Genomic DNA, 18899 nt, shown 5'->3' on the forward strand with positions numbered 1-18899 from the left:
CAAACCGTTCATTTAAAAGGGAAGGGGGCCATTCTATATTTAGAATGGCCTCCTTTTTTGCACCTTGGTTACATTATCAGTCTTCTTAATGCCTATAATGGACTTATTCGTCCAAAATAATCAATGTTAGTTATGTGGCTGAATGATCAATAGTAAAATATTCCATGAATTTTCGTGAAATAGAAGAAAGATACCGTCCCTTCAACCAGATTAATGCTGGCGGCCGCGCCATGATAGAAGGGCGTTTAATTTCTTTAAAAATAAGCTGTGTATTCGGGATAAGGTTCATTGCAGATATGGGGACTACAGCAATTCCAATATCATGATCAGCCCAAGTTAACAGTGTCATGATATCACTGCTTTCACAAATAATCTTCGGTTCAAACCCGGCGTTCAAGCAAGCTGTTTTAACAACATCTACCGTATAGATATCTTGGTTATACATTGAAGTACCTTGCTGTCTACGCAGTAACATCAATGGCTTTCCCTCAAGTTCTGAAAGATTAATATAAGGTTTATCGCTGTCACTATACCATTTTCTACTCATCACAACAACAATAGGTTCATTAGGTAAATGAATCATATCAAAAATGTTGCTATCAATCGGAAACCTAACAATTCCTAGTTCTATAATCCTATTTTCGACTAATTCCATAATCCGATTAGGATCACCTTCCCATACTTGAAATTGAACATCTGGATAGTGAACTTGAAAATCACGAATTCTCTTCGGCAAAAGTTGTGCTCCAAGTGAGGCAATGGTTCCGATCGATAATGTCCCTTTTGTCCCCTGGGATAGTTCTGTCACTTCTTCTGTCATACCTGTAATTAATTCTATTATTTCCTTAGCACGTTTATAAACGAGCATTCCTTCTTCGGTAATAATTAGTTTTCTGGTATGTCGCTCAAACAAAGTAACTCCTAATTCACTTTCTAATTGCTTTAGTTGTTGACTTAATGGGGGCTGAGCCATGTTTAGGCGTTTGGCAGCTTGTGAAATTTTCCCTTCTTCTACAATGGCAATGAAATATTTCAAGTGCCGAATATCCATTATTTGATCTTCCTTTCAAATGGAATTTATCTATTATCTACCATTGTATAGGTTTATTTATATTTTTAACATCTAAATAGTGTATAAAATAGATATTTTTCAGAATTTTTGCAATATGTTAAATTTAATACTATATTAAACTTGTAAATAGGGTTAGCCCGGAAATTGTTATAAAGGAATTTAGTAGACACTAGTAGTCATTCTTTTGTAAGCGATTTCTCTAACCTAAAAAACTTTAAAAGAGGTGTAATATGAGAAAAATGAAATGCCTGTTAACCTTGTTAGTTGTTTTTAGTATCTTTTTAACTGGTTGTGGATCAGACGAAGCATCAAGCCAAACAACTAAAACGACGTCGGCTCCTAAAACTGAAAATGCCCCTAAACCATTGGAAAAGCCTGTGAAAATTAAGTTTGGCTATCCAACACAGGGGGCATCCATGCTGCCTCTATGGGTTGCAAAGGATAAGGGGATTTTTGAGAAATATGGTGTGGATGCCGAATTGATTTATATCGCTGGAACACCTAAAGTTCAAGAAACCTTAAATGCAGGCGGTATTGAAGTGGGGTTAACTGGTATTGACCCTGTAGGAAAGGCAAAAGCTGCCGGAATTGATTCAGTTATTATAGCTGCTGTAGCAGACCGAAATGCGATGTACGTATACGGACAAAAGGGTACTGATAAAAAAGATCTTGCGAAAGCCTTGAAAGGGAAAACCATTATTACCGGCGCAGAGGGATCACTTTATGATTATTTAACACAATCATTTATCGCTGATAATGGATTAACCCCTAAAAAGGATACAAAACTTATTTATATGACTGGAGAAGGTGACCGGACTGGTGCCTTTATAAAAGGTGACGGTGCATTCTATGTCGTTGCGCCTCCAACGTCTTTTAAAATGGATGATATGGGTTATCCGCAAATTTATGATTTTAAACAAAAAGAGGTCTTGAGCTCGGGGATTGGAATGAAGAAAGACTTTTATAACAAGAATCCGAAGTTGGCAGAAATTCTTGTTGCTTCACTAATTGAGGCGAACGCATTCATACTTAACAATAAAGAGGAAACGATTAAGACTATTTCCAAATGGACAGGGATTGACGATCCGAAGCTGGCTGAAAAAACGTATGATGTCAATGTTGATACGATTCCGAAAAAGCCGTATGTCTCTGATAAATCTGCACAATTTTTCTTAGATAACTCAAACAATGAGGAAGTTAGAAAAATGAAACCATCAGACATTGTAGATATGAGTATAGTCAAGAAATTAGACGAGTCTGGTTTTATTGAGAGCTTATACAAAAAATAAATCCCCACTAATACAAAATGAGGAGGGCAACAGATGACTGCAGTAGCAAAACTCCATTCCAATCAAGTTTCAATTAGTTACCCACTTAAAAACGGCAATGAGATTATTGCCGTAAAGGATTTTAATATGACAGTCAATGAAAAGGAATTTGTCTGTATTGTTGGTCCCAGCGGCTGTGGAAAATCAACTATGCTGGGTGCCATTGCGGGCTTTCAGGAGATAAGTGGTGGAACCATCTATTTAAATGGCAAGCCAATAAAAGGGGCTGGAAGGGACCGTGGAGTAGTCTTTCAACAGGCCTCCCTTTTCCCTTGGAGGACAGCACTTGATAATGTCATTTATGGTTTGGAATTGGCCGGTGTCCAAAAACAAGATCGCCTATCTAAAGGCAGAGAATTATTAAAGTTAGTTGGTTTGGAGTCGTTTGAAAACCATTATCCCAACCAGTTATCTGGCGGTATGCAGCAGCGGGTGAATGTGGCTAGAGCTTTGGCTATCGAACCAAGTCTTATGCTTTTAGATGAACCATTCGGAGCATTAGATGCTCAAACGAGAGAATTTATGCAATTGGAACTGTTACGTATTTGGAATGCAACCAACCAAACGATTATTTTTGTGACCCATGATATTGCCGAGTCTGTTTACTTAGCGGACAAAGTGATTGTCATGACGGCAAGACCGGGGACTATTTGTGAAGAGGTGAAGATTGACCTTCCACGGCCCCGCCCGCTAGAACTTAAAAGAAGTCCTGAGTTTATGGAATATGAAAAGTATATATGGGGACTAATTGTTAAAGAGAAAGAGAAGGAAATCGTTTAATGAGGAGGGGAAATGATGATGAATAGTGTAAAGGTTAAGGAAGATCAATCGTATAATCCCAATCACCATAATAGCCAAAAAGCAAGCTTAGTCGTTACAGAAAATAAAACTAGTAAAAGGAAGCAAAAAACTTTTGCAAACTTTTTCATCAAGTATCTCGGAGCCATTACGGTTATTCTTGTTCTGGCTATTTGGGAGGCACTTTATCAAACAGGTGTCATAAACCCAATATTCATGAGTTCTCCTTCTAAAATTGTCATTGTGGGGTATGAATTATTTCGGAGCGGCTTGTTGACAGAGAACCTCCTCTTTACACTTGGTAATTTCTCTGTTGGATTTGGTTTAGCCGCTATTACTGGAATTGTGGTGGGGCTGATAACGGGGTGGTATAAACCATTGGGAAAGGCTTTCGATCCATTTTTGACGGCCATGCTAGGTACGCCCCGGATTGTATTATTACCATTAATCACTCTTTGGGTAGGGGTAGGTTTTTCAAGTAAAGTCCTGCTTGTATTTTTAGCTGGAGTATTTCCAATTATCTTAAATACCATGACAGGAGTTCGAAACTTGGATCCAAATTTAACAAGGGTTTCCAAATGTTTTGGGGCATCCGCTATTCAAACCTTTATCACTGTTGCTTTACCTGGATCCTTGCCACAGATTGTCTCGGGACTCCGTGTGGGAATAGGTCAATCCCTCGTTGGCGTTATTGCTGCTGAGATGTTTGTTTCAACCGGAGGAATTGGCTATTTTGTAGCCCAGTCATCAGCCAATTTTAATGTGGACCGGGTATTTGTAGGGATCATTGTCATTATTATTATGGGGATTTTAATTACAAGCTCGGTTAAGTGGATTGAATCCCGTTTAATGAAGCATCGAGTCGAATAATAATTTATATGCAATAAATATAAATACGCAATGAAATATATATTTTACTAATTATTAGAAAATTATTAATATTATGTTATTGAAACATCCTATTTTATTGAAAAGGAGCGATATACATGACTCAAAAAGAAGAAATTAGTACATTACCAAAAAAACCATCCTTTACAAGTCCGCCATTAATTGAAAAACAAACACCGCGGTGTCCGCCGATGGTTGATATTAAAAGTGCGGAGGAATTGATACCTTATTTAGATGCAGTAGCCAAACGACCTTATAACCATGGGTTGCATGCGGGCTGGGACTTGCAGCCAGGTGAACGAGTGCTCCTTAGAGTTGATAACTGGCATGATCCAATGGTAATAGATGCATGTAAGCTGATCTTAGAAAAGTACAATACAAAATATGAAGTAAAGTATGTGGATAAAGGGCCTATTATTAGATGGAAGGGCCATAATGAGGTTGAATATTATTTAGCTCGTACGAAAGAATTGGCTGAATGGATGGACGAATGGGAGCAATTAGAAAAGGATGGGACGTACGATAAAATCCTTTGGGGATATGGTGGTCCAGTTTTAAGGGCAGCAAGCGTAAAAATTCAACGGATGCCTTTCATCACCCCTGAACTAACTGCCTCCCCAGCTCATACGATTCCTTATGAAATTATTGAAGCGCTTGATAAATGGACATGGGATCGAATCCGCAATGCCCGCAGGATTCATATTAAAGATCCTGAGGGGACAGATTTAAGTTATACCAATCATGATGAGTATTGGGATTCCAAACGAGAGTTTTTAAATCCTGATTTGGTCACTAGATTTTGGGCGGGGAATGAGGAATTTGGAAGAACAAACCTTCCAGGCCATGTATTAGGGCGGCCATGGTTGTATCTTCCTAAAGAAGACGCAACGGGTTATATCGCAGGAACAACAAACCATATCGGACCCGTTCCTTGGATAGGGATGAAGGTGGATAATGGGAAGATAACGGAAATCCATGAAGGGGGAGAATTTGGGGAAAAACTTCGTAAATTAAAAGCTGAAACAGATCACCTGCAGTATCCTGGTTTTCCGGATAAAGGACTTTTCCGCTGGTGGGAGGCTTCAATTGGTACGAATCCACATATTCACCGTCCAAGAAAAGGCTTTCTTACTGGCTGGTTAAACTGCCTTTATGAGCGGATGCGCAGCGGGGTTATTCATATCGGTTTTGGAACGATTATTTCAAGCGCTGCTGAACGTGAAGCAGCTAAAATGGGATTGCCGGTTGGTCATTGGCATGTCCATCTGTATTTTCCAACAGTAACATGCGAAATGATTGGCGGAGGAACGGAAACCCTTATAAAGGATGGACACCTATTGGGATTAGATGATCCAGACATTCGCAAAATTGCCGCTAAATACGGCGACCCAGATTTATTATTAGCTGAATCATGGATTCCGGCCGTTCCAGGTCTAAACATGACAGGAGACTACTGGAAGCACTATGCCAATGATCCTGAAAAATGGGTTCTTTCCGAATTAAATATTTGTGAAAACTATCATCCGATGTTTATGAGTATGGTAGGAGCGGATCCAAAGTATTGTAATAATCCACTGTGGAAGGTTCCTAGTTCTCATGATTCATGTTCATGCGGTGGGCATCATTTTTAAAAAATAAAATAAATTAGGAATGATTATGGGGTAGCTTTTATAAAAGCTGCCCAATTTTACCTAATTAAATAAATATTAATCTATTAAAATGACAAGACTTTCAGAAAAAGAGGGGGAAAATTTGTGAAAACAAAATCGGCATTAAGAGTGGCTATTATTGGAGGTGGTATTGGGGGTGCCGCAGCTGCAGTTGCATTACGGCGTATAGGTGTTCGGGCGGACCTTTATGAGCAAGCCCCAGTGATAAAAGAAGTTGGTGCGGGTGTTGGAATGCGTCCGCCATCTGTGCACTTTTTCGAAAAATGGGGCATTTTAAAAGAAATTGAGAGTAAGAGTTTGAAAAGTGAACTAATGCAAGTGGTAACAGCCGATGGGCATGTCATCGTGAATGAAAAATGGCCTCTTTTAACTGATAATCCCGATGAAACATGGGCCAGATTAATACATCGTGCAGACTTAATTGAAACGTTTCTGAATCAATTACCACCCGACACGATCCATTTAAGTCACAGGTTGGAATCAATCATTGATCATGGGGATTATGCTGAAATTCATTTTGAGAATGGTCATTCGATTGAAGCAGATTTAGTTATTGGAGCAGATGGAATCCGTTCTACGATACGTTCGCAGTTATTTAGCGAAAAATTGCCTATTTATTCCGGAACTCATGCCTATCGAGCAGTAGTGAATAACAAAGAGGCTTTTGATTTAGTTCCTGATAACGCCTTTAAAGTTTTCGTAGATGGCAGTACGCAAATATATGTATTACCGCTGCACAATCGAAATGAAGTTTCCTTTGATGTTACTTTATTATCTCAAGATACATCATGGAGACCAAAGGTAGAGAAAGAAGATATCTTAAAACACCTGCAAAACTTTGATGCGGCTATCCAAAAGACAGCAGAATGTGTAAACGAGTACACGTGCCGAGCTATATATGATATAGACCCGATAGACCGGTGGCATTCAGACTGTATAACGCTCCTAGGCGACGCAGCACATGCCATGCAGCATCATACAGGGCAAGGTGCTAATAGTGCAATACAAGATGCAGGTGTTTTGGCGGAGACTTTAAGTGAAGCGGATTCCATTCCGAAAGCCTTACAAAAATATCAGGCACGAAGAAAACCAGTGACTGATAGATATCAAGAATTATCTCGGATGGCACCAACACAAGATGAGGATCCAGCATTTCTTGAAAAGGATGCTGCGAAGAAGCTTTAGGCTGTCCCTTTAAAGGGTAAAAACATCAGCCGAATTGTATAAAAATGTACTTAAAAAGGAGGGGGGCATTATGGTTTTACTTACACAAGTGATTGTGCTTTTAATGATTACCTTTGTGACAGTAAAGGTATATCGTTTAATCTTTACAGTACGAAAGGATCTTTCTTGCACCACGGCAATGATGGCTGCGATGATCATGGGTTCGATGGGAGGACTAATAGCGGGCACTGTTCTAGCTATGAATCTAAGCTTTTCTATGAATGTGTTGGCGGCTATGATTATCGGAGTAGGAATTGGGGTTGTTATCGGATTACCCTTCAACACAATGGCTATCCTGGACGGTATGATGGCGGGGGTTATGGGCGGATTGATGGGAGCGATGCTGGGTGAAATGTTGATGGCTAGTTATATTTATATCTTAAGCTTCTTTTTAATCGTTTTATTTTTCATTTCCTTCAGCCTGCTAAGTAAAACGATTAAACAGGAAACAGGTCAATTAGAACAAACTGTGTCTAATGGAGAGCGGATTAAAAGCCAATCGATTTTGATCGCCTTTATCACTGTGGCTTTGTGTTCAGTCATTATGGCGGGTTCTTTCTATGAAGCTCAAATGAACACGGACTATCCTAATAGTAATAATTATGAACACCATCACTAAGTAAACATACTCTATAAATTTATCAAATGATTTAGATAGGTTATGAATAATTTTAATAGTTAGAATATTGTTTGAATTTGGTATAATAATATTATAATATTTCCTAACCACTTAGAAATCTCCACGTTGTCTGGAGTTAGGATAGCAACTACATCAGTTGAACTGCTTTTAATTTCTAAAGAGAAAATATAAGGGGATTTAACGGTTCTTGAAGAAGTACCAGCTTAATATCGGAGGACTTTACCGAATGCGGTTGATGTTGCAAAAAGGTCATGAAGCAAGAGATATCAGCTATGAATACCTTTTTACAAGATTCGTCCCTATGCTGCGTAAAGCAGGCGTGACGGATGAACAAATTCGGACTTTATTAGAAAAAAACCCGCAACGTGTTCTTACTGTTGAGGCTTCAGTAGCTGCAGAAAATGAATCTGTAGTGGCCGCAGAGGAAAACTAAACGTGAGGAGGAATAAATAGATGGGGAAGGTAAATACGGTTCTAGGGCCGATTGCGACAGAAGATTTAGGCATCACAGCCATGCACGAGCATATAGGGTTCGGACTTCCGGGATGTGACTTAGATATACAGTGGTGGAAAGCGCCTGAAGAAGCGTTTGAAGTGACCGTGCAAAAGTTACGCCGCTTCCGTGAGCATGGCGGTAAAACGTTCGTTGATTGTACGGGGATTGGAAATGGACGTGATGTTGAATATTTCCAAGTGCTGTCACGTAGAACTGGTGTCAATATCATTGCGGTTACAGGCTTTGTAGCAGGGGACTCTGCATTGCCATATTTCCGTGACAAATCTGTCGAGTATCTTACAGATTTATTTATCCATGAAATAACTGTTGGTATTGACGGATCGGACGCAAAAGCCGGTGCAATCAAAGTAGGAGTCAGCCGCGGTGGTAAATTAAGCGAGCTTGATAAAAGGATTTATCGTGCAGCAGCGCGAGCGGCCTTACAAACAGGTGCTCCGATTATTACCCATTTATCAATAGATGCTGAAACCGCGATTGCCATCTTCAATGAAGAGGGCTTATCACTGGACCGTGTGCTTATGGGGCATGCTGATGTTGGAGACGATGCCAATGAAGACCGTGATACGCTGATTGCCAATCTAGGAGGATGGGTAGGTTTCGATACCATCGGCTATGACAGTGAAATGGAAGGGGCGCCGTATTGGTCACGACCTCGACAAGATCGAGTGGAGCATTTCCTCCGTTTCCTCGATAAAGGTTTTGTGGGGAGTGCACTGATTTCAGCTGATGCCAATTGCTGTGCACTAGGATGGCCGGGATTAAAAGGGCATTCAGTAAACTACCTATTTGAAGAATTTTTACCGGACCTCCGTGCATCGGGTGTTGAAGAACAAGTATTTGAACAACTTTTAGTAAGAAATCCTGCGAAAATCCTAACCATGCAAGAGCCTCGATAATCCAACGAAGGCAAGCGTTCACAAAAAAAGATTTATTAACTCTTCGTTTCAGTGATGTTATCCTGCGGGATTAAGAAAGCCAAACAATATGAAAACCTTGTTTCACTAAGTAAAGTTACCATAATGACTAAAAACCCGTTTCCAAACATATGGAAACGGGTTATTTTGCTCGTTCAGCGGCACCCTAACTGTAACAATTAAGCATGATTTTTTACACCTACTGAGAAGTTCTCAATAAACTTTCTTGAAATAGAAGATAGATAACGCTCTTTCAACCAAATTAATGCGGACGGTCTCGCAATGATAGAAGGATTTGTAATTTCTTTAAAAATAAGCTGAGTGTTCGGAATTAGATGAATGGCAGATCGTGGGACTAAGGCAACCCCTATGTTATGATTTGCCCAAGTTAATAGTGTCATAATATCACTGCTTTCACAAATGATATTGGGTTCGAAACCAACGTTTAAGAATGCTGTCTTAACAGCGTCTAACGTATACATATCTTGGTTATACATGGAAGTGCCTTTTTGTCTTCGAAGTAACATCAATGGTTTTCCTTCAAGCTCAGAAAGCATCATTGCAGGATGATCGCTGCCATTATTCCACTTACTACCCATCACGGCCACAATCGGTTCATCTGGTAAATGAATCATGTCAAAAATTTTATCATCAACGGGTAATCTAATAATTCCCAATTCAATAATTCGATTTTCCAATAACTCCATAATCCGATTAGTATCTCCTTCCCAAACTTGAAAATGAACCTCTGGATAATGGAGTTGAAAATCTTCTATTCTCTCGGGCAATAGCTGGGCCCCTAGTGAGGAAATTGTTCCGATCGATAATGTTCCTTTTGTTCCCTTTGAAAGTTCTATTACTTCTTCAATGGTACCGGTAAATAACTCTATTATTTCCTTGGCACGTTTATAAAGAAGCATTCCTTCCTCTGTCAAAATTAGTTTTCGCGTATGCCTCTCAAATAAGGTGACACCTAATTCACTTTCCATTTGTTTAAGATGTTGACTTAAAGGAGGTTGGGAAATATTCAAGCGTTTCGCTGCTTGAGAGATTTTCCCTTCCTCAACAATCGTAATGAAGTATTTTAAGTGTCGTATATCTAATAGAATCGTTTGTCCCTCCCTAATAAAACTATCTGTAAATAGATTATATTAATAATCTTTAGCTGAGGCAATTGGGGATTCTATATATTTTTAATAGTCAGTTATCTTAAATTGGTGTTTATTTATTGGAAAAAGCTATAAATCATTAAACAATTAAGTATTTTACAATTAGTAAGAATCTTCTTAATATTTAAATATAAATAACATTAAAATCATGAAAAAGGAGAGAATACTATGAATCAAAAAGTTAAAGGTTTTCCTTTTCCATAAAATAATTTTTTAATAGATCGCTGCAACAGGAATCCACTAGTTAAAAGAATGGTTGAGATAATTATAAATCAAAATTCCTTAGGAGGTAATTTAATAATGGTTAAAGTAATTCTACAATTGTATCCAGTTCTTCCCGCAGACAATGAAGCTGAACGAGCACGTCTTCGCCCGCTTGGGAGAAATTCAGAGCTTTATCACGAGGTATTGCATGAGATGGACGATGTTGTTAAGGCCGCTGATGAACTTGGGCTCTGGGGTGTTGCTACCATTGAGCATCACTTTTGGTCGGAAGGCTATGAGGTGGGACCGAATCCAGGGATCCTAAATGCTCACTGGGCCTCTATTACTAAAAATATAAATGTTGGTGCGTTAGGGTATGTGCTGCCAACTCAGAACCCGCTCAAAGTCGCCGAAGAGACAGCGATCATTGACCATTTAGCGCGAGGACGTTATTTTGTTGGCGTTGCCCGGGGATACCAATCGAGATGGACCGATATCATTGGACACCAAAACGGTGCCAAAGCAACTCTGTCAGATAAAAGTAAAGACGATGAAGAAAACCGCCGCATTTTCGAAGAAGGGGTCGAACTATTACAGAAAGCATGGACGCAGGATAGCGTCCGTCATAATGGCAAGACATGGCAGGTTCCTACTCCTTACGAAGAGGGCGTCGATTGGTTGATGTCGCCAGTGACGGAAAAGCTGGGGGCACCTGGGGAGATCAAAAACGGAAAAGTTATGAGTGTGAGTGTAGTCCCTTCACCGTATCAGAAGCCGCATCCACAGGTCTTTACAGCTAGCAGCGCCAGTAAGGAGACCATTGAGTACTGCGCCCAAAAGGGGTTTGTGCCAACCCATTTTTCTAGGCTGGAGAAGGCGTCAGCACATGGCAAGGTCTACACTGAGACGGCACAGGCTGCCGGCCATTCGATTGGCCATGGAGAACGGCAGGCCCTCGTACGCTGGATTGAAATCGGTGATACAATGGCCGACGCCCGTGAGCGAATGGTCAAGTATGATCTGGATATCTTTAAAGCTCTAACGTTACTACTTCCAAAGGGGACGACCCAAGGCGAAGATTTGGCAAACTTCTACCATAATGGAACAGACGAGGAGTGGATTGACTTCACCCTTAAAACCGGTCTGTTTAATATCGGCACGCTGGAGGAAGTCAAGCAACAGTTTATTGAGCAATGGAAGGAGTTCCCTGCTGAGTACTGCATGATTGTCTGCCATTATGCACAGCAGCCGAAAGAGCTTGTGATCGAGTATCTTGAAAGGTTTATGACGCACATCAAACCGGAATTGGATAAGATTACGGCCGAAGCCTGGGAAAATAAAGAAGTTAATATATAATACCAACAGACTTGAGATACATCATTTTTTACCAGAAGAGAAAGCAATTATATGGAAAACGTAGTTGCATTCTGGGGAAAGTAAGTCAGTCACCCCCTCACTTTTTTCAAGCGAGGGGGTTTTTATTCTATTTCTTATGGCCTGAGAAACTAGTAATCCAACGAAGTTCTAATGCGACTGTTATTTTCAAAGATTTTTTAGCCACTATAGATCATTCTCTATTTACTAAATCTCGAAATGAGGTGACACAAATGAGTATAGAAAAGTTTGTCATTGAATTTTTAGAGGAGCATCCTGGGGCGAGTTCTAAACAAATAATGAACAAATGCTATCAAAACTTTGTAACACCAGAGAGAAAAGTGGATGCTGTAAATTCTATGGTTAGTAAGAAACTTCGAGTCTTAAAGAAACAAAACAAAGTCTATAATAAGTGCAATTCCTGGTTTGTGCTTAATCGCAGGGCTAATTGAAGGTCATTAAAAAAATGATAAAAAGAGGAGTGGTCATCATGACTAAAGAAGAAAGTCAACAATTATTTAAAAAGGTAATGGGCAATTATCCAACTGGCGTTACCATCGTAACTTCTACAGATGTTGATGGTAACCCAGTTGGATTAACGGTAAATTCATTTGCATCTGTATCCTTAGAGCCTCTTATGCTTCTATGGTCAATTGACCATAGAGTATCAACCATTAAGATTTTTACGGAACAGGGGAAGTTTGCCGTTCATATTCTTGCTGGTGATCAACAAGAGCTTTGTAAGACCTTTGCAAGCAAAAATGTAGACAGATTTAGTACATGCAAGTGGGACTTTTCTGAAAACGAATTACCCATTATTGAAGGGGTGCTTGCTGTCCTTGAATGTAAGACGTTTAAGACAGTAGAAGCAGGTGATCATACGATATTAATTGGAGAAGTAACAAACATCCAAATTGATGAAAAAGATCCTATGTTATATCATCGTAGACAGTTTGGACCCATTCCAGCGAAGTTTTATTCCTTTGCTCAATAAAACGATTAGAGTGTTGATTTATATGTGGTAGATATAAAATAGTAATGAAAAATATATTTTACAGGATATCTAAATATTAATAATATTAAGTCACAAAATATCACTTTGGTGAATTTTTTGGCCCAAACGACTCAGTGTTATACCAATTATAATAATATTGAATACCATCAAAAGTAGAAAAAATCATTTAAATTTAGGATTACGAAAATACTAAATTGAATATTCTATCTATTTTGAAAAGTTAGAAAAATGATTGACTTTGGTATAATATTATTATAATATGTTCTTAACAACTGAGTATATATGACTGTTTTATCAAAAAGGAAAGCGATTACACTGAAAGAGGTGGCATTCTGGGGAAGGTAAGGCAGTTTAGCTCCTCTCTTTTTCAAGCGAGGGGTTTTTGTTTGAGAAGTGCAATGAAAAAGGGCATTTGTTATGGGCATAGGAGGAATGATGATGACTATTAATGCTGTAAATAGCACCGTATTGGGGTCAACGGTTTCTGTACCTGAAACAATAATTGAAGTTCGTAATCTTGATCAAAGGTTTAAAACTACTTCAGGCAATACAGTAGTGGCTCTTGATAATGTAAATGTCAGTATTGGTGATAGCGAATTTCTTGCTGTTCTCGGCCCGAGCGGCTGTGGTAAAAGTACATTGATGCAGATTATGGCGGGATTGGTTAAGCCGACTTCTGGAGAAGTACTATTAAAGGGGAAGCATGTCAAAGGTCCCAATCGTGATATAGGCATTGTCTTTCAACGGCCCGCGCTTTTTCCATGGAGGTTGGTAATAGACAATGTAATGTTGAGCGCTGAAGTCCTTGGATTTGATAAGTCACAGGCGAAATTTCGTGCCCAAGAATTACTTGAATTAGTAGGATTGGGAGATGCAGGTAAACTATACCCTTACGAATTATCGGGCGGGATGCAGCAGCGTGTCAGCATTGCTCGGGCTCTCATGCACGACCCTGAAATATTATTCATGGACGAACCATTTGGTGCTTTAGATGCATTAACGCGAGAGACAATGGGATTAGAACTATTGCGCATTTGGGAGATGAAACGGAAAACAGTGGTGTTTATTACTCACAGTGTGACTGAGGCACTTTTCTTAGCTGATCGTGTGTTAGTGTTGTCACCTCGACCAGGAAGAGTGGCAGAAAATTTCAAAGTGGATCTGCCGCGTCCTAGAAATCTTGACGTCATGACAACACCGGAATTCAATGAGGCTGCCGGGCATCTTCGCCATTTGCTTGGAGCGACAATGGGGGACTAACATCATTTGTACGTTTGTAGTCTTAATAAAGGTGATTGCTAGACTGGTATCACCAACTAAATGAACTGTCATCCAATAGTATATAAATTAATGGTGGAATCAAATTACTTTATACCTGTTCGGTCAGTCTTTTATTCCTAGATGCTGACTCAAGGGAAGGAGAACAAACATTGGAAAAAACCTTAAAAGTAGAAACTCAAAGTAAATCCTCTGCTATAAAATGGCGGCGTTTGCGTCCTGATTATTTATTAATTCCTGCTGTATTCGTTGCATTTATTGTTGTATGGGACTTGTTTATTACTATTTTTAACGTCCGGTCCGTGATTCTTCCGAGACCATTATCAGTATGGCAGTCTTTTATTAGTGGGTTAAATACAAATAGTCCTCTTAATTATTATGCACATATCCTTAATACTCTTTATGAAGTCCTTGCTGGCTACGTCATTGGAGCAATTGTAGGAATTATTCTTGCTTTATTATTATCTCAATTTCAACTACTTGAACGTGTCATTAAACCATTTATTGTAGCATTTCAAAGTATTCCTAAAATTGCTATAGCGCCATTAATTATCATTTGGTTTGGTTTTGGAATTGGTTCAAAAATTGCTTTAGTCATCCTGATTGTCTTTTTCCCAATCCTAGTAAACGGTTTAAGCGGTTTTAAGTCTGTGGAACCGGAACGGTTAGCGGTGATGCGTTCGCTTGGGTCTTCACAGTGGAAAATTTTTACTAAGCTCGTGCTCCCAGGATCGTTACCATTTTTATTTGCCGGACTTGAAGTAGCACTGGTCCAAGCAATGACAGCGGCTATTGTTGCGGAATTTCTTGCTGGCCGTGAAGGCTTAGGTGTACTTATCATTCAAATGGAACAAGTGCTGAATACTTCTGGCATTTTTGGGGTTCTAGTTGTTCTTGCCGTACTTGGCTGGATTTTAACTATGATCTTGAACTTTACACGCAAAAAATTAGTATTCTGGTCTGAAGAAGAGCGAAATAAAAAGTAAGACAACGAAAAAAATGATGATACCCAAGAACAAAATGGATTGTTTAATGAAAGAAATGGGGGAGTTAATGTGTTTAAAATTCTGGATCTTAAAAAAACCATCATGTTTATTTTATTAATTGGAGTGTTATTAGTTGTTAACGCATGTTCTGGTACTGAAAGTGCATCATCCAGCAAAGGCACATCCAAAGAGGCAGAAGGAACAGAAAAAAAAGCAAAAGAGAAAGTTGTAGTAGCTATTCCTTTTGGTTTGGGTGTTCCAAGTGGGATTCCCCTGTGGCTTGGTGATGCTTTAGGTTATTATAAAGATGAAGGAATAGATGTTGAAGTCGTTGCGTTAGTGGGAAAACCATCAGAGGCAGTTGGATTAGTGGTTGCCGGCAAAGCCGATGTAGCCATTACTCAGCCTGACGCTCTTGTGTATCCTCTTGCTGAAGGGAAAGATCAAGGACTAACATGGATTTTCTCACCATATCAAAGACCCATTTTTGGCATTGCTGTTAAAGAATCAAGCAATATTTCATCTCCAAAACAGCTTGAAAACAAAACGGTTGGGATGACAGCATTAGGTGCACCATTTGAGACTTTCATGAAGGTAAATGTAAAAGCAGATGGCGGGGATACTTCAAGTATTGATTCTGTCGCTATTGGCAGCGGAGCAGCAGCTATGCAGGCGTTAGAAAAAGGTGATATTGATGCTTTTGTAGGCAATCAGGGTGATTTGGCTACGGCAGCTCTAGTAACTGGAACAAAGACAAAATTATTACCATTCCCTTCTGAAGTGGAAAAAGGCTTTGCAGCTGGATTTGTTATGCGAAAAGATACAAATCAGGCGAAACGCGATGCGATAGCCCGCTATATTCGATCAGTGGTAAAAACGGCGATTTACGCTAAAGAAAACCCGGATAAGATAGTGAAATTAAACTGGGAAAAATATCCTGCATCTAAACCAACGGATAAACCAGAAGAACAAGCTTTAAAAGAAGCTAAAGTTTCGTTAGGAGTAACAGTAGATAATTATCGTCCAACATCTGATGGCCAATGGGGATTCATTTCTGAAGAACGCTGGAAGAAGTTTATCGATACGAATGGTTTATCAGCTAAAATCCCAGATGTGAAAAAACTGTATGATTACTCACTTCTTGATGAAATCAACAAATTTGATGAAGATGCAGTTAAAAAACAAGCAAAAAACTAGTGTTCTTAGAAAAAAAGTTATGATTGATTAACCAACTTTTGAATAGATCTAGAGCTGTTGAAAAGTCAGATTAACTGCCTTTTCAACAGCTCTTTTACTTTTGATTTGATGCTGATTTTCACGTAAACAGAAATAAAATAATATTGATATAATAATATTTATTTTATTTAGAATTGTCTAAAAAATGTTTGACTTTGGTATAACAATATTATAATATGTTATTAACAACTAGATGTTACATTACTGATTTACCGGTTAAGTAAGCGATTACATTGAAAAAGTGGCATTCTGGGGAATATACGGCAGTTCACCCCTCACCTTTTCAAGTAAGAGTTTTTTATTTTAGTAGAAGTATGCTAAGAAGATTTTGAGGTATATCCTGGATTTAAGTATACCACATCTAAACCGACCGGTCTGATTAAATATTCTAGTTTCACTTTAGTAAAAGTATACACCCATAAACGAGGAACTAAAAAATGATAGGAGGTTTTATTATGTCTGATCATCTACAAGAAAAAAAATCTAGAGTTGTCCGTACGGTCCTTGGCTCAGTCCCTGCTCAAGAATTAGGAGTTGTTCTCATTCATGAATCACTACTTTCTGTAGTGCCTGGTGCAGAGCTTGCACCCGAAATTGAAATGGACAGAAGTAAGATATTTGAAGAATTAAAGAGTAAGCTGACTGAGTTTCGTAGAGTTGGAGGAAAAACAATAGTTGATCGAACCGGCATGTTCCATGGTCGTGATGTCAAACTTTATGAAACACTTTCTAAAACTACAGGTGTACATATCATAGCTTCAACAGGCTTAGGTCCTGAACCAATGTTAAGCGGTTACTTTGTTACACCGCAAAAAAATCCGCCTACCCCATGGTCAGCAGAGCAATTTGCTGATTTATTTACAAAAGAGGTAACAGAAGGAATCGTTGTCCCGCGTATTGAACGGTCAGGTTTAGCCGGGATCGTGACCTCAATTGCTAGTCAAAGCGGTATTACCGAAAAAGAAACTGCTCTCTTCCGCGGTGCTGCACAAACAGCCCGTGCCACAGGGGTACCTGTTTCGGTACAGTACGGTGCAAATGCAGTTAATGATCTGGAAATTTTATTAGGGGAAGGAATTTCGCCAAATCATGTCATCATTGGAGGACTTGACCGTCTAGATGCTGTGGAACGTAAAGAAGTATTCGCGGTGGCGCGCCTTGGGGCTTACGTTGCCTTAGACCATGTTGGCTGGACAACACATGAAGGCTTCGTGAACGATGGAGAACGTGTTCAATTAATCGCGGACCTGTTTAAAGAAGGACTAGGTGATCGCGTCCTTATTTCGACGAATGCGGTTGGTGTGGCAAAAGGTCATGAAGCAAAAGATCTTAGCTATGATTACTTATTGTCAACATTCGTCCCACTGTTACGTAAAGCAGGCGTGACGAATGAGCAGGTTCAAACATTATTAGAAGAAAATCCACAACGTGTCCTTACTGCTGATGCTCTGGTAGCCTCAGAGAGACAATCTGTTGTGGCAGCGGAGCAAAAATAAACGTGAGGAGTGAATAGTAAATGGGTAAAGTAAATACGGTTCTAGGGCCAATCGCAACGGAAGATTTAGGAATCACAGCCATGCACGAGCATATTGGGTTCGGTCTGCCAGGCTGTGACTTAGATACACAATGGTGGAAGGCACCTGAAGAAGCGTTTGAAGTGACAATCCATAAGTTACGTCACTTCCGTGAACACGGCGGTAAAACCTTCGTCGATTGTACGGGTATTGGAAACGGACGGGATGTCGAATATTTTCAAGTGCTTTCAAGAAAAACGGGAGTCAATATTGTTGCAGTTACTGGTTTTGTTGCAGGTGACTCGGCTCTTCCTTATTTCCGAAACCAGCCAGTCGAATATTTGACGGATTTATTCATTCATGAAGTGACAGTAGGGATTGACGGTACGAGTGCAAAGGCAGGTGCTATAAAAGTTGGCGTAAGCCGTGGTGGAAAACTAAGTGAGCTTGATAAACGCATTTATCGTGCAGCTGCACGTGCAGCATTAAAAACGGGTGTCCCAATTATTACCCATTTATGCGTAGATGCTGAAACGGCTATTGCTATCTTCGATGAAGAGGGCTTATCACTAGACCGTGTCCTTATGGGTCACGCTGATGATGGCAGTTATCTTGACGAAGACCGTGATACGTTGATAGCAAACCTAGGTGGCTGGGTCGGCTTCGATACCATCGGTTATGACAGTGAAATGGAAGGTGCACCATATTGGTCCCGTCCTCGACAAGATCGTGTGGAACATTTCCTTCGTTTCCTTGGTAAAGGTTATGTTGACCGTGCACTTATTTCCGCCGATGCTAACTGCTGTGCTCTTGGATGGCCAGGATTAAAGGGCCATTCAGTAAACTATCTATTCGAAGAATTCTTACCTGATCTTCGTAAAGCTGGCGTTGGTGAGGAAGTATTTGAACAACTCTTAGTGCATAACCCTGCGAAAATCTTAACCATGCAAGAACCTCGTAATCCGAAAAGTCAAAGCGTTAATCACAATACAATAAAAGCTTCTGTTTAAAGGAGCGTATTGGTGCAGTCGACGGTTGTAAATACGAAAGGTTATTGAACAAGATGAGCGGG

At 39.7% G+C, this 18899-nt stretch carries 18 protein-coding genes; 16 read left to right on the forward strand and 2 right to left on the reverse strand.

The window, feature by feature from the left end:
• Positions 1-130: 130 nt before the first annotated feature.
• A complete protein-coding gene (locus AC4E8C_RS09400) occupies positions 131-1051 on the reverse strand; it encodes a LysR family transcriptional regulator (RefSeq protein ID WP_490211842.1) in 921 nt (306 codons plus the stop codon).
• 251 nt (positions 1052-1302) lie between these two features.
• On the opposite strand from AC4E8C_RS09400, the gene AC4E8C_RS09405 reads away from it, so the two are divergent.
• The 8 genes from AC4E8C_RS09405 to AC4E8C_RS09440 all read left to right on the forward strand — a co-directional run bounded on the left by AC4E8C_RS09405 (position 1303) and on the right by AC4E8C_RS09440 (position 9033).
• The gene (locus AC4E8C_RS09405; protein WP_490211843.1) at positions 1303-2361 is read left to right on the forward strand and encodes an ABC transporter substrate-binding protein; all 1059 of its coding nucleotides are present in this window, start codon (positions 1303-1305) and stop codon (positions 2359-2361) included.
• Between the two features lie 33 nt (positions 2362-2394).
• Complete coding sequence (locus tag AC4E8C_RS09410; protein ID WP_490211844.1) at positions 2395-3180, forward strand: ABC transporter ATP-binding protein; 786 nt, start codon at positions 2395-2397, stop codon at positions 3178-3180.
• 12 nt (positions 3181-3192) lie between these two features.
• On the forward strand, positions 3193-4068 hold the full coding sequence (locus AC4E8C_RS09415; RefSeq protein ID WP_490211845.1) for an ABC transporter permease: 876 nt from the start codon (positions 3193-3195) through the stop codon (positions 4066-4068).
• 116 nt (positions 4069-4184) lie between these two features.
• Positions 4185-5717, forward strand: a complete 1533-nt coding sequence (locus tag AC4E8C_RS09420; protein WP_490211846.1) for a M29 family metallopeptidase — start codon at positions 4185-4187, stop codon at positions 5715-5717.
• 123 nt (positions 5718-5840) lie between these two features.
• Positions 5841-6941: an FAD-dependent oxidoreductase gene (locus tag AC4E8C_RS09425; RefSeq protein ID WP_490211847.1), complete on the forward strand. Its 1101-nt coding sequence runs from the start codon at positions 5841-5843 to the stop codon at positions 6939-6941.
• Between the two features lie 70 nt (positions 6942-7011).
• Positions 7012-7599: a hypothetical protein gene (locus tag AC4E8C_RS09430; RefSeq protein WP_490211848.1), complete on the forward strand. Its 588-nt coding sequence runs from the start codon at positions 7012-7014 to the stop codon at positions 7597-7599.
• A gap of 208 nt (positions 7600-7807) precedes the next feature.
• Positions 7808-8053 carry a phosphotriesterase family protein gene (locus AC4E8C_RS09435; RefSeq protein ID WP_490211849.1) on the forward strand — a complete coding sequence of 82 codons (246 nt, stop codon included), beginning with the start codon at positions 7808-7810 and terminating at the stop codon, positions 8051-8053.
• 20 nt (positions 8054-8073) lie between these two features.
• Positions 8074-9033 (forward strand): phosphotriesterase family protein, encoded by a 960-nt coding sequence (locus AC4E8C_RS09440; protein ID WP_490211850.1) that lies wholly within the window; start codon positions 8074-8076, stop codon positions 9031-9033.
• A gap of 197 nt (positions 9034-9230) precedes the next feature.
• On the opposite strand, the gene AC4E8C_RS09445 is transcribed toward AC4E8C_RS09440, so the two are convergent.
• A complete protein-coding gene (locus AC4E8C_RS09445; RefSeq protein ID WP_490212516.1) occupies positions 9231-10178 on the reverse strand; it encodes a LysR family transcriptional regulator in 948 nt (315 codons plus the stop codon).
• 342 nt (positions 10179-10520) lie between these two features.
• Here AC4E8C_RS09445 and AC4E8C_RS09450 point away from each other — a divergent pair, with 342 nt between their 5' ends.
• From AC4E8C_RS09450 to AC4E8C_RS09485, 8 genes are all read left to right on the forward strand, one after another.
• A complete protein-coding gene (locus AC4E8C_RS09450; protein WP_490211851.1) occupies positions 10521-11780 on the forward strand; it encodes an LLM class flavin-dependent oxidoreductase in 1260 nt (419 codons plus the stop codon).
• A gap of 251 nt (positions 11781-12031) precedes the next feature.
• Positions 12032-12250 carry a hypothetical protein gene (locus AC4E8C_RS09455; protein WP_490211852.1) on the forward strand — a complete coding sequence of 73 codons (219 nt, stop codon included), beginning with the start codon at positions 12032-12034 and terminating at the stop codon, positions 12248-12250.
• 38 nt (positions 12251-12288) lie between these two features.
• Positions 12289-12792 (forward strand): flavin reductase family protein, encoded by a 504-nt coding sequence (locus AC4E8C_RS09460; RefSeq protein WP_490211853.1) that lies wholly within the window; start codon positions 12289-12291, stop codon positions 12790-12792.
• Positions 12793-13245: 453 nt separating this feature from the next.
• A complete protein-coding gene (locus AC4E8C_RS09465; RefSeq protein ID WP_490211854.1) occupies positions 13246-14073 on the forward strand; it encodes an ABC transporter ATP-binding protein in 828 nt (275 codons plus the stop codon).
• A gap of 170 nt (positions 14074-14243) precedes the next feature.
• A complete protein-coding gene (locus tag AC4E8C_RS09470; protein ID WP_490211855.1) occupies positions 14244-15077 on the forward strand; it encodes an ABC transporter permease in 834 nt (277 codons plus the stop codon).
• 69 nt (positions 15078-15146) lie between these two features.
• Positions 15147-16274: an ABC transporter substrate-binding protein gene (locus tag AC4E8C_RS09475; RefSeq protein ID WP_490211856.1), complete on the forward strand. Its 1128-nt coding sequence runs from the start codon at positions 15147-15149 to the stop codon at positions 16272-16274.
• Positions 16275-16768: 494 nt separating this feature from the next.
• Complete coding sequence (locus tag AC4E8C_RS09480; protein WP_490211857.1) at positions 16769-17809, forward strand: phosphotriesterase family protein; 1041 nt, start codon at positions 16769-16771, stop codon at positions 17807-17809.
• Between the two features lie 20 nt (positions 17810-17829).
• Positions 17830-18837 carry a phosphotriesterase family protein gene (locus AC4E8C_RS09485; protein WP_490211858.1) on the forward strand — a complete coding sequence of 336 codons (1008 nt, stop codon included), beginning with the start codon at positions 17830-17832 and terminating at the stop codon, positions 18835-18837.
• The last annotated feature ends 62 nt before the right edge of the window (positions 18838-18899 follow it).

The sequence above is a fragment of the Neobacillus sp. SRL179 genome, assembly GCF_984799095.1.

Excerpts from the sequence above, each read along its gene's own strand:
- AC4E8C_RS09460 (WP_490211853.1), top strand. The coding sequence starts at position 12,289 with ATGACTAAAGAAGAAAGTCAACAATTATTTAAAAAGGTAATGGGCAAT.
- AC4E8C_RS09450 (WP_490211851.1), top strand. The coding sequence starts at position 10,521 with ATGGTTAAAGTAATTCTACAATTGTATCCAGTTCTTCCCGCAGACAAT.
- AC4E8C_RS09430 (WP_490211848.1), top strand. The coding sequence starts at position 7,012 with ATGGTTTTACTTACACAAGTGATTGTGCTTTTAATGATTACCTTTGTG.
- AC4E8C_RS09415 (WP_490211845.1), top strand. The coding sequence starts at position 3,193 with ATGATGATGAATAGTGTAAAGGTTAAGGAAGATCAATCGTATAATCCC.
- AC4E8C_RS09420 (WP_490211846.1), top strand. The coding sequence starts at position 4,185 with ATGACTCAAAAAGAAGAAATTAGTACATTACCAAAAAAACCATCCTTT.
- AC4E8C_RS09440 (WP_490211850.1), top strand. The coding sequence starts at position 8,074 with ATGGGGAAGGTAAATACGGTTCTAGGGCCGATTGCGACAGAAGATTTA.
- AC4E8C_RS09485 (WP_490211858.1), top strand. The coding sequence starts at position 17,830 with ATGGGTAAAGTAAATACGGTTCTAGGGCCAATCGCAACGGAAGATTTA.
- AC4E8C_RS09400 (WP_490211842.1), bottom strand. The coding sequence starts at position 1,051 with ATGGATATTCGGCACTTGAAATATTTCATTGCCATTGTAGAAGAAGGG.
- AC4E8C_RS09465 (WP_490211854.1), top strand. The coding sequence starts at position 13,246 with ATGATGATGACTATTAATGCTGTAAATAGCACCGTATTGGGGTCAACG.
- AC4E8C_RS09410 (WP_490211844.1), top strand. The coding sequence starts at position 2,395 with ATGACTGCAGTAGCAAAACTCCATTCCAATCAAGTTTCAATTAGTTAC.
- AC4E8C_RS09405 (WP_490211843.1), top strand. The coding sequence starts at position 1,303 with ATGAGAAAAATGAAATGCCTGTTAACCTTGTTAGTTGTTTTTAGTATC.
- AC4E8C_RS09480 (WP_490211857.1), top strand. The coding sequence starts at position 16,769 with ATGTCTGATCATCTACAAGAAAAAAAATCTAGAGTTGTCCGTACGGTC.
- AC4E8C_RS09455 (WP_490211852.1), top strand. The coding sequence starts at position 12,032 with ATGAGTATAGAAAAGTTTGTCATTGAATTTTTAGAGGAGCATCCTGGG.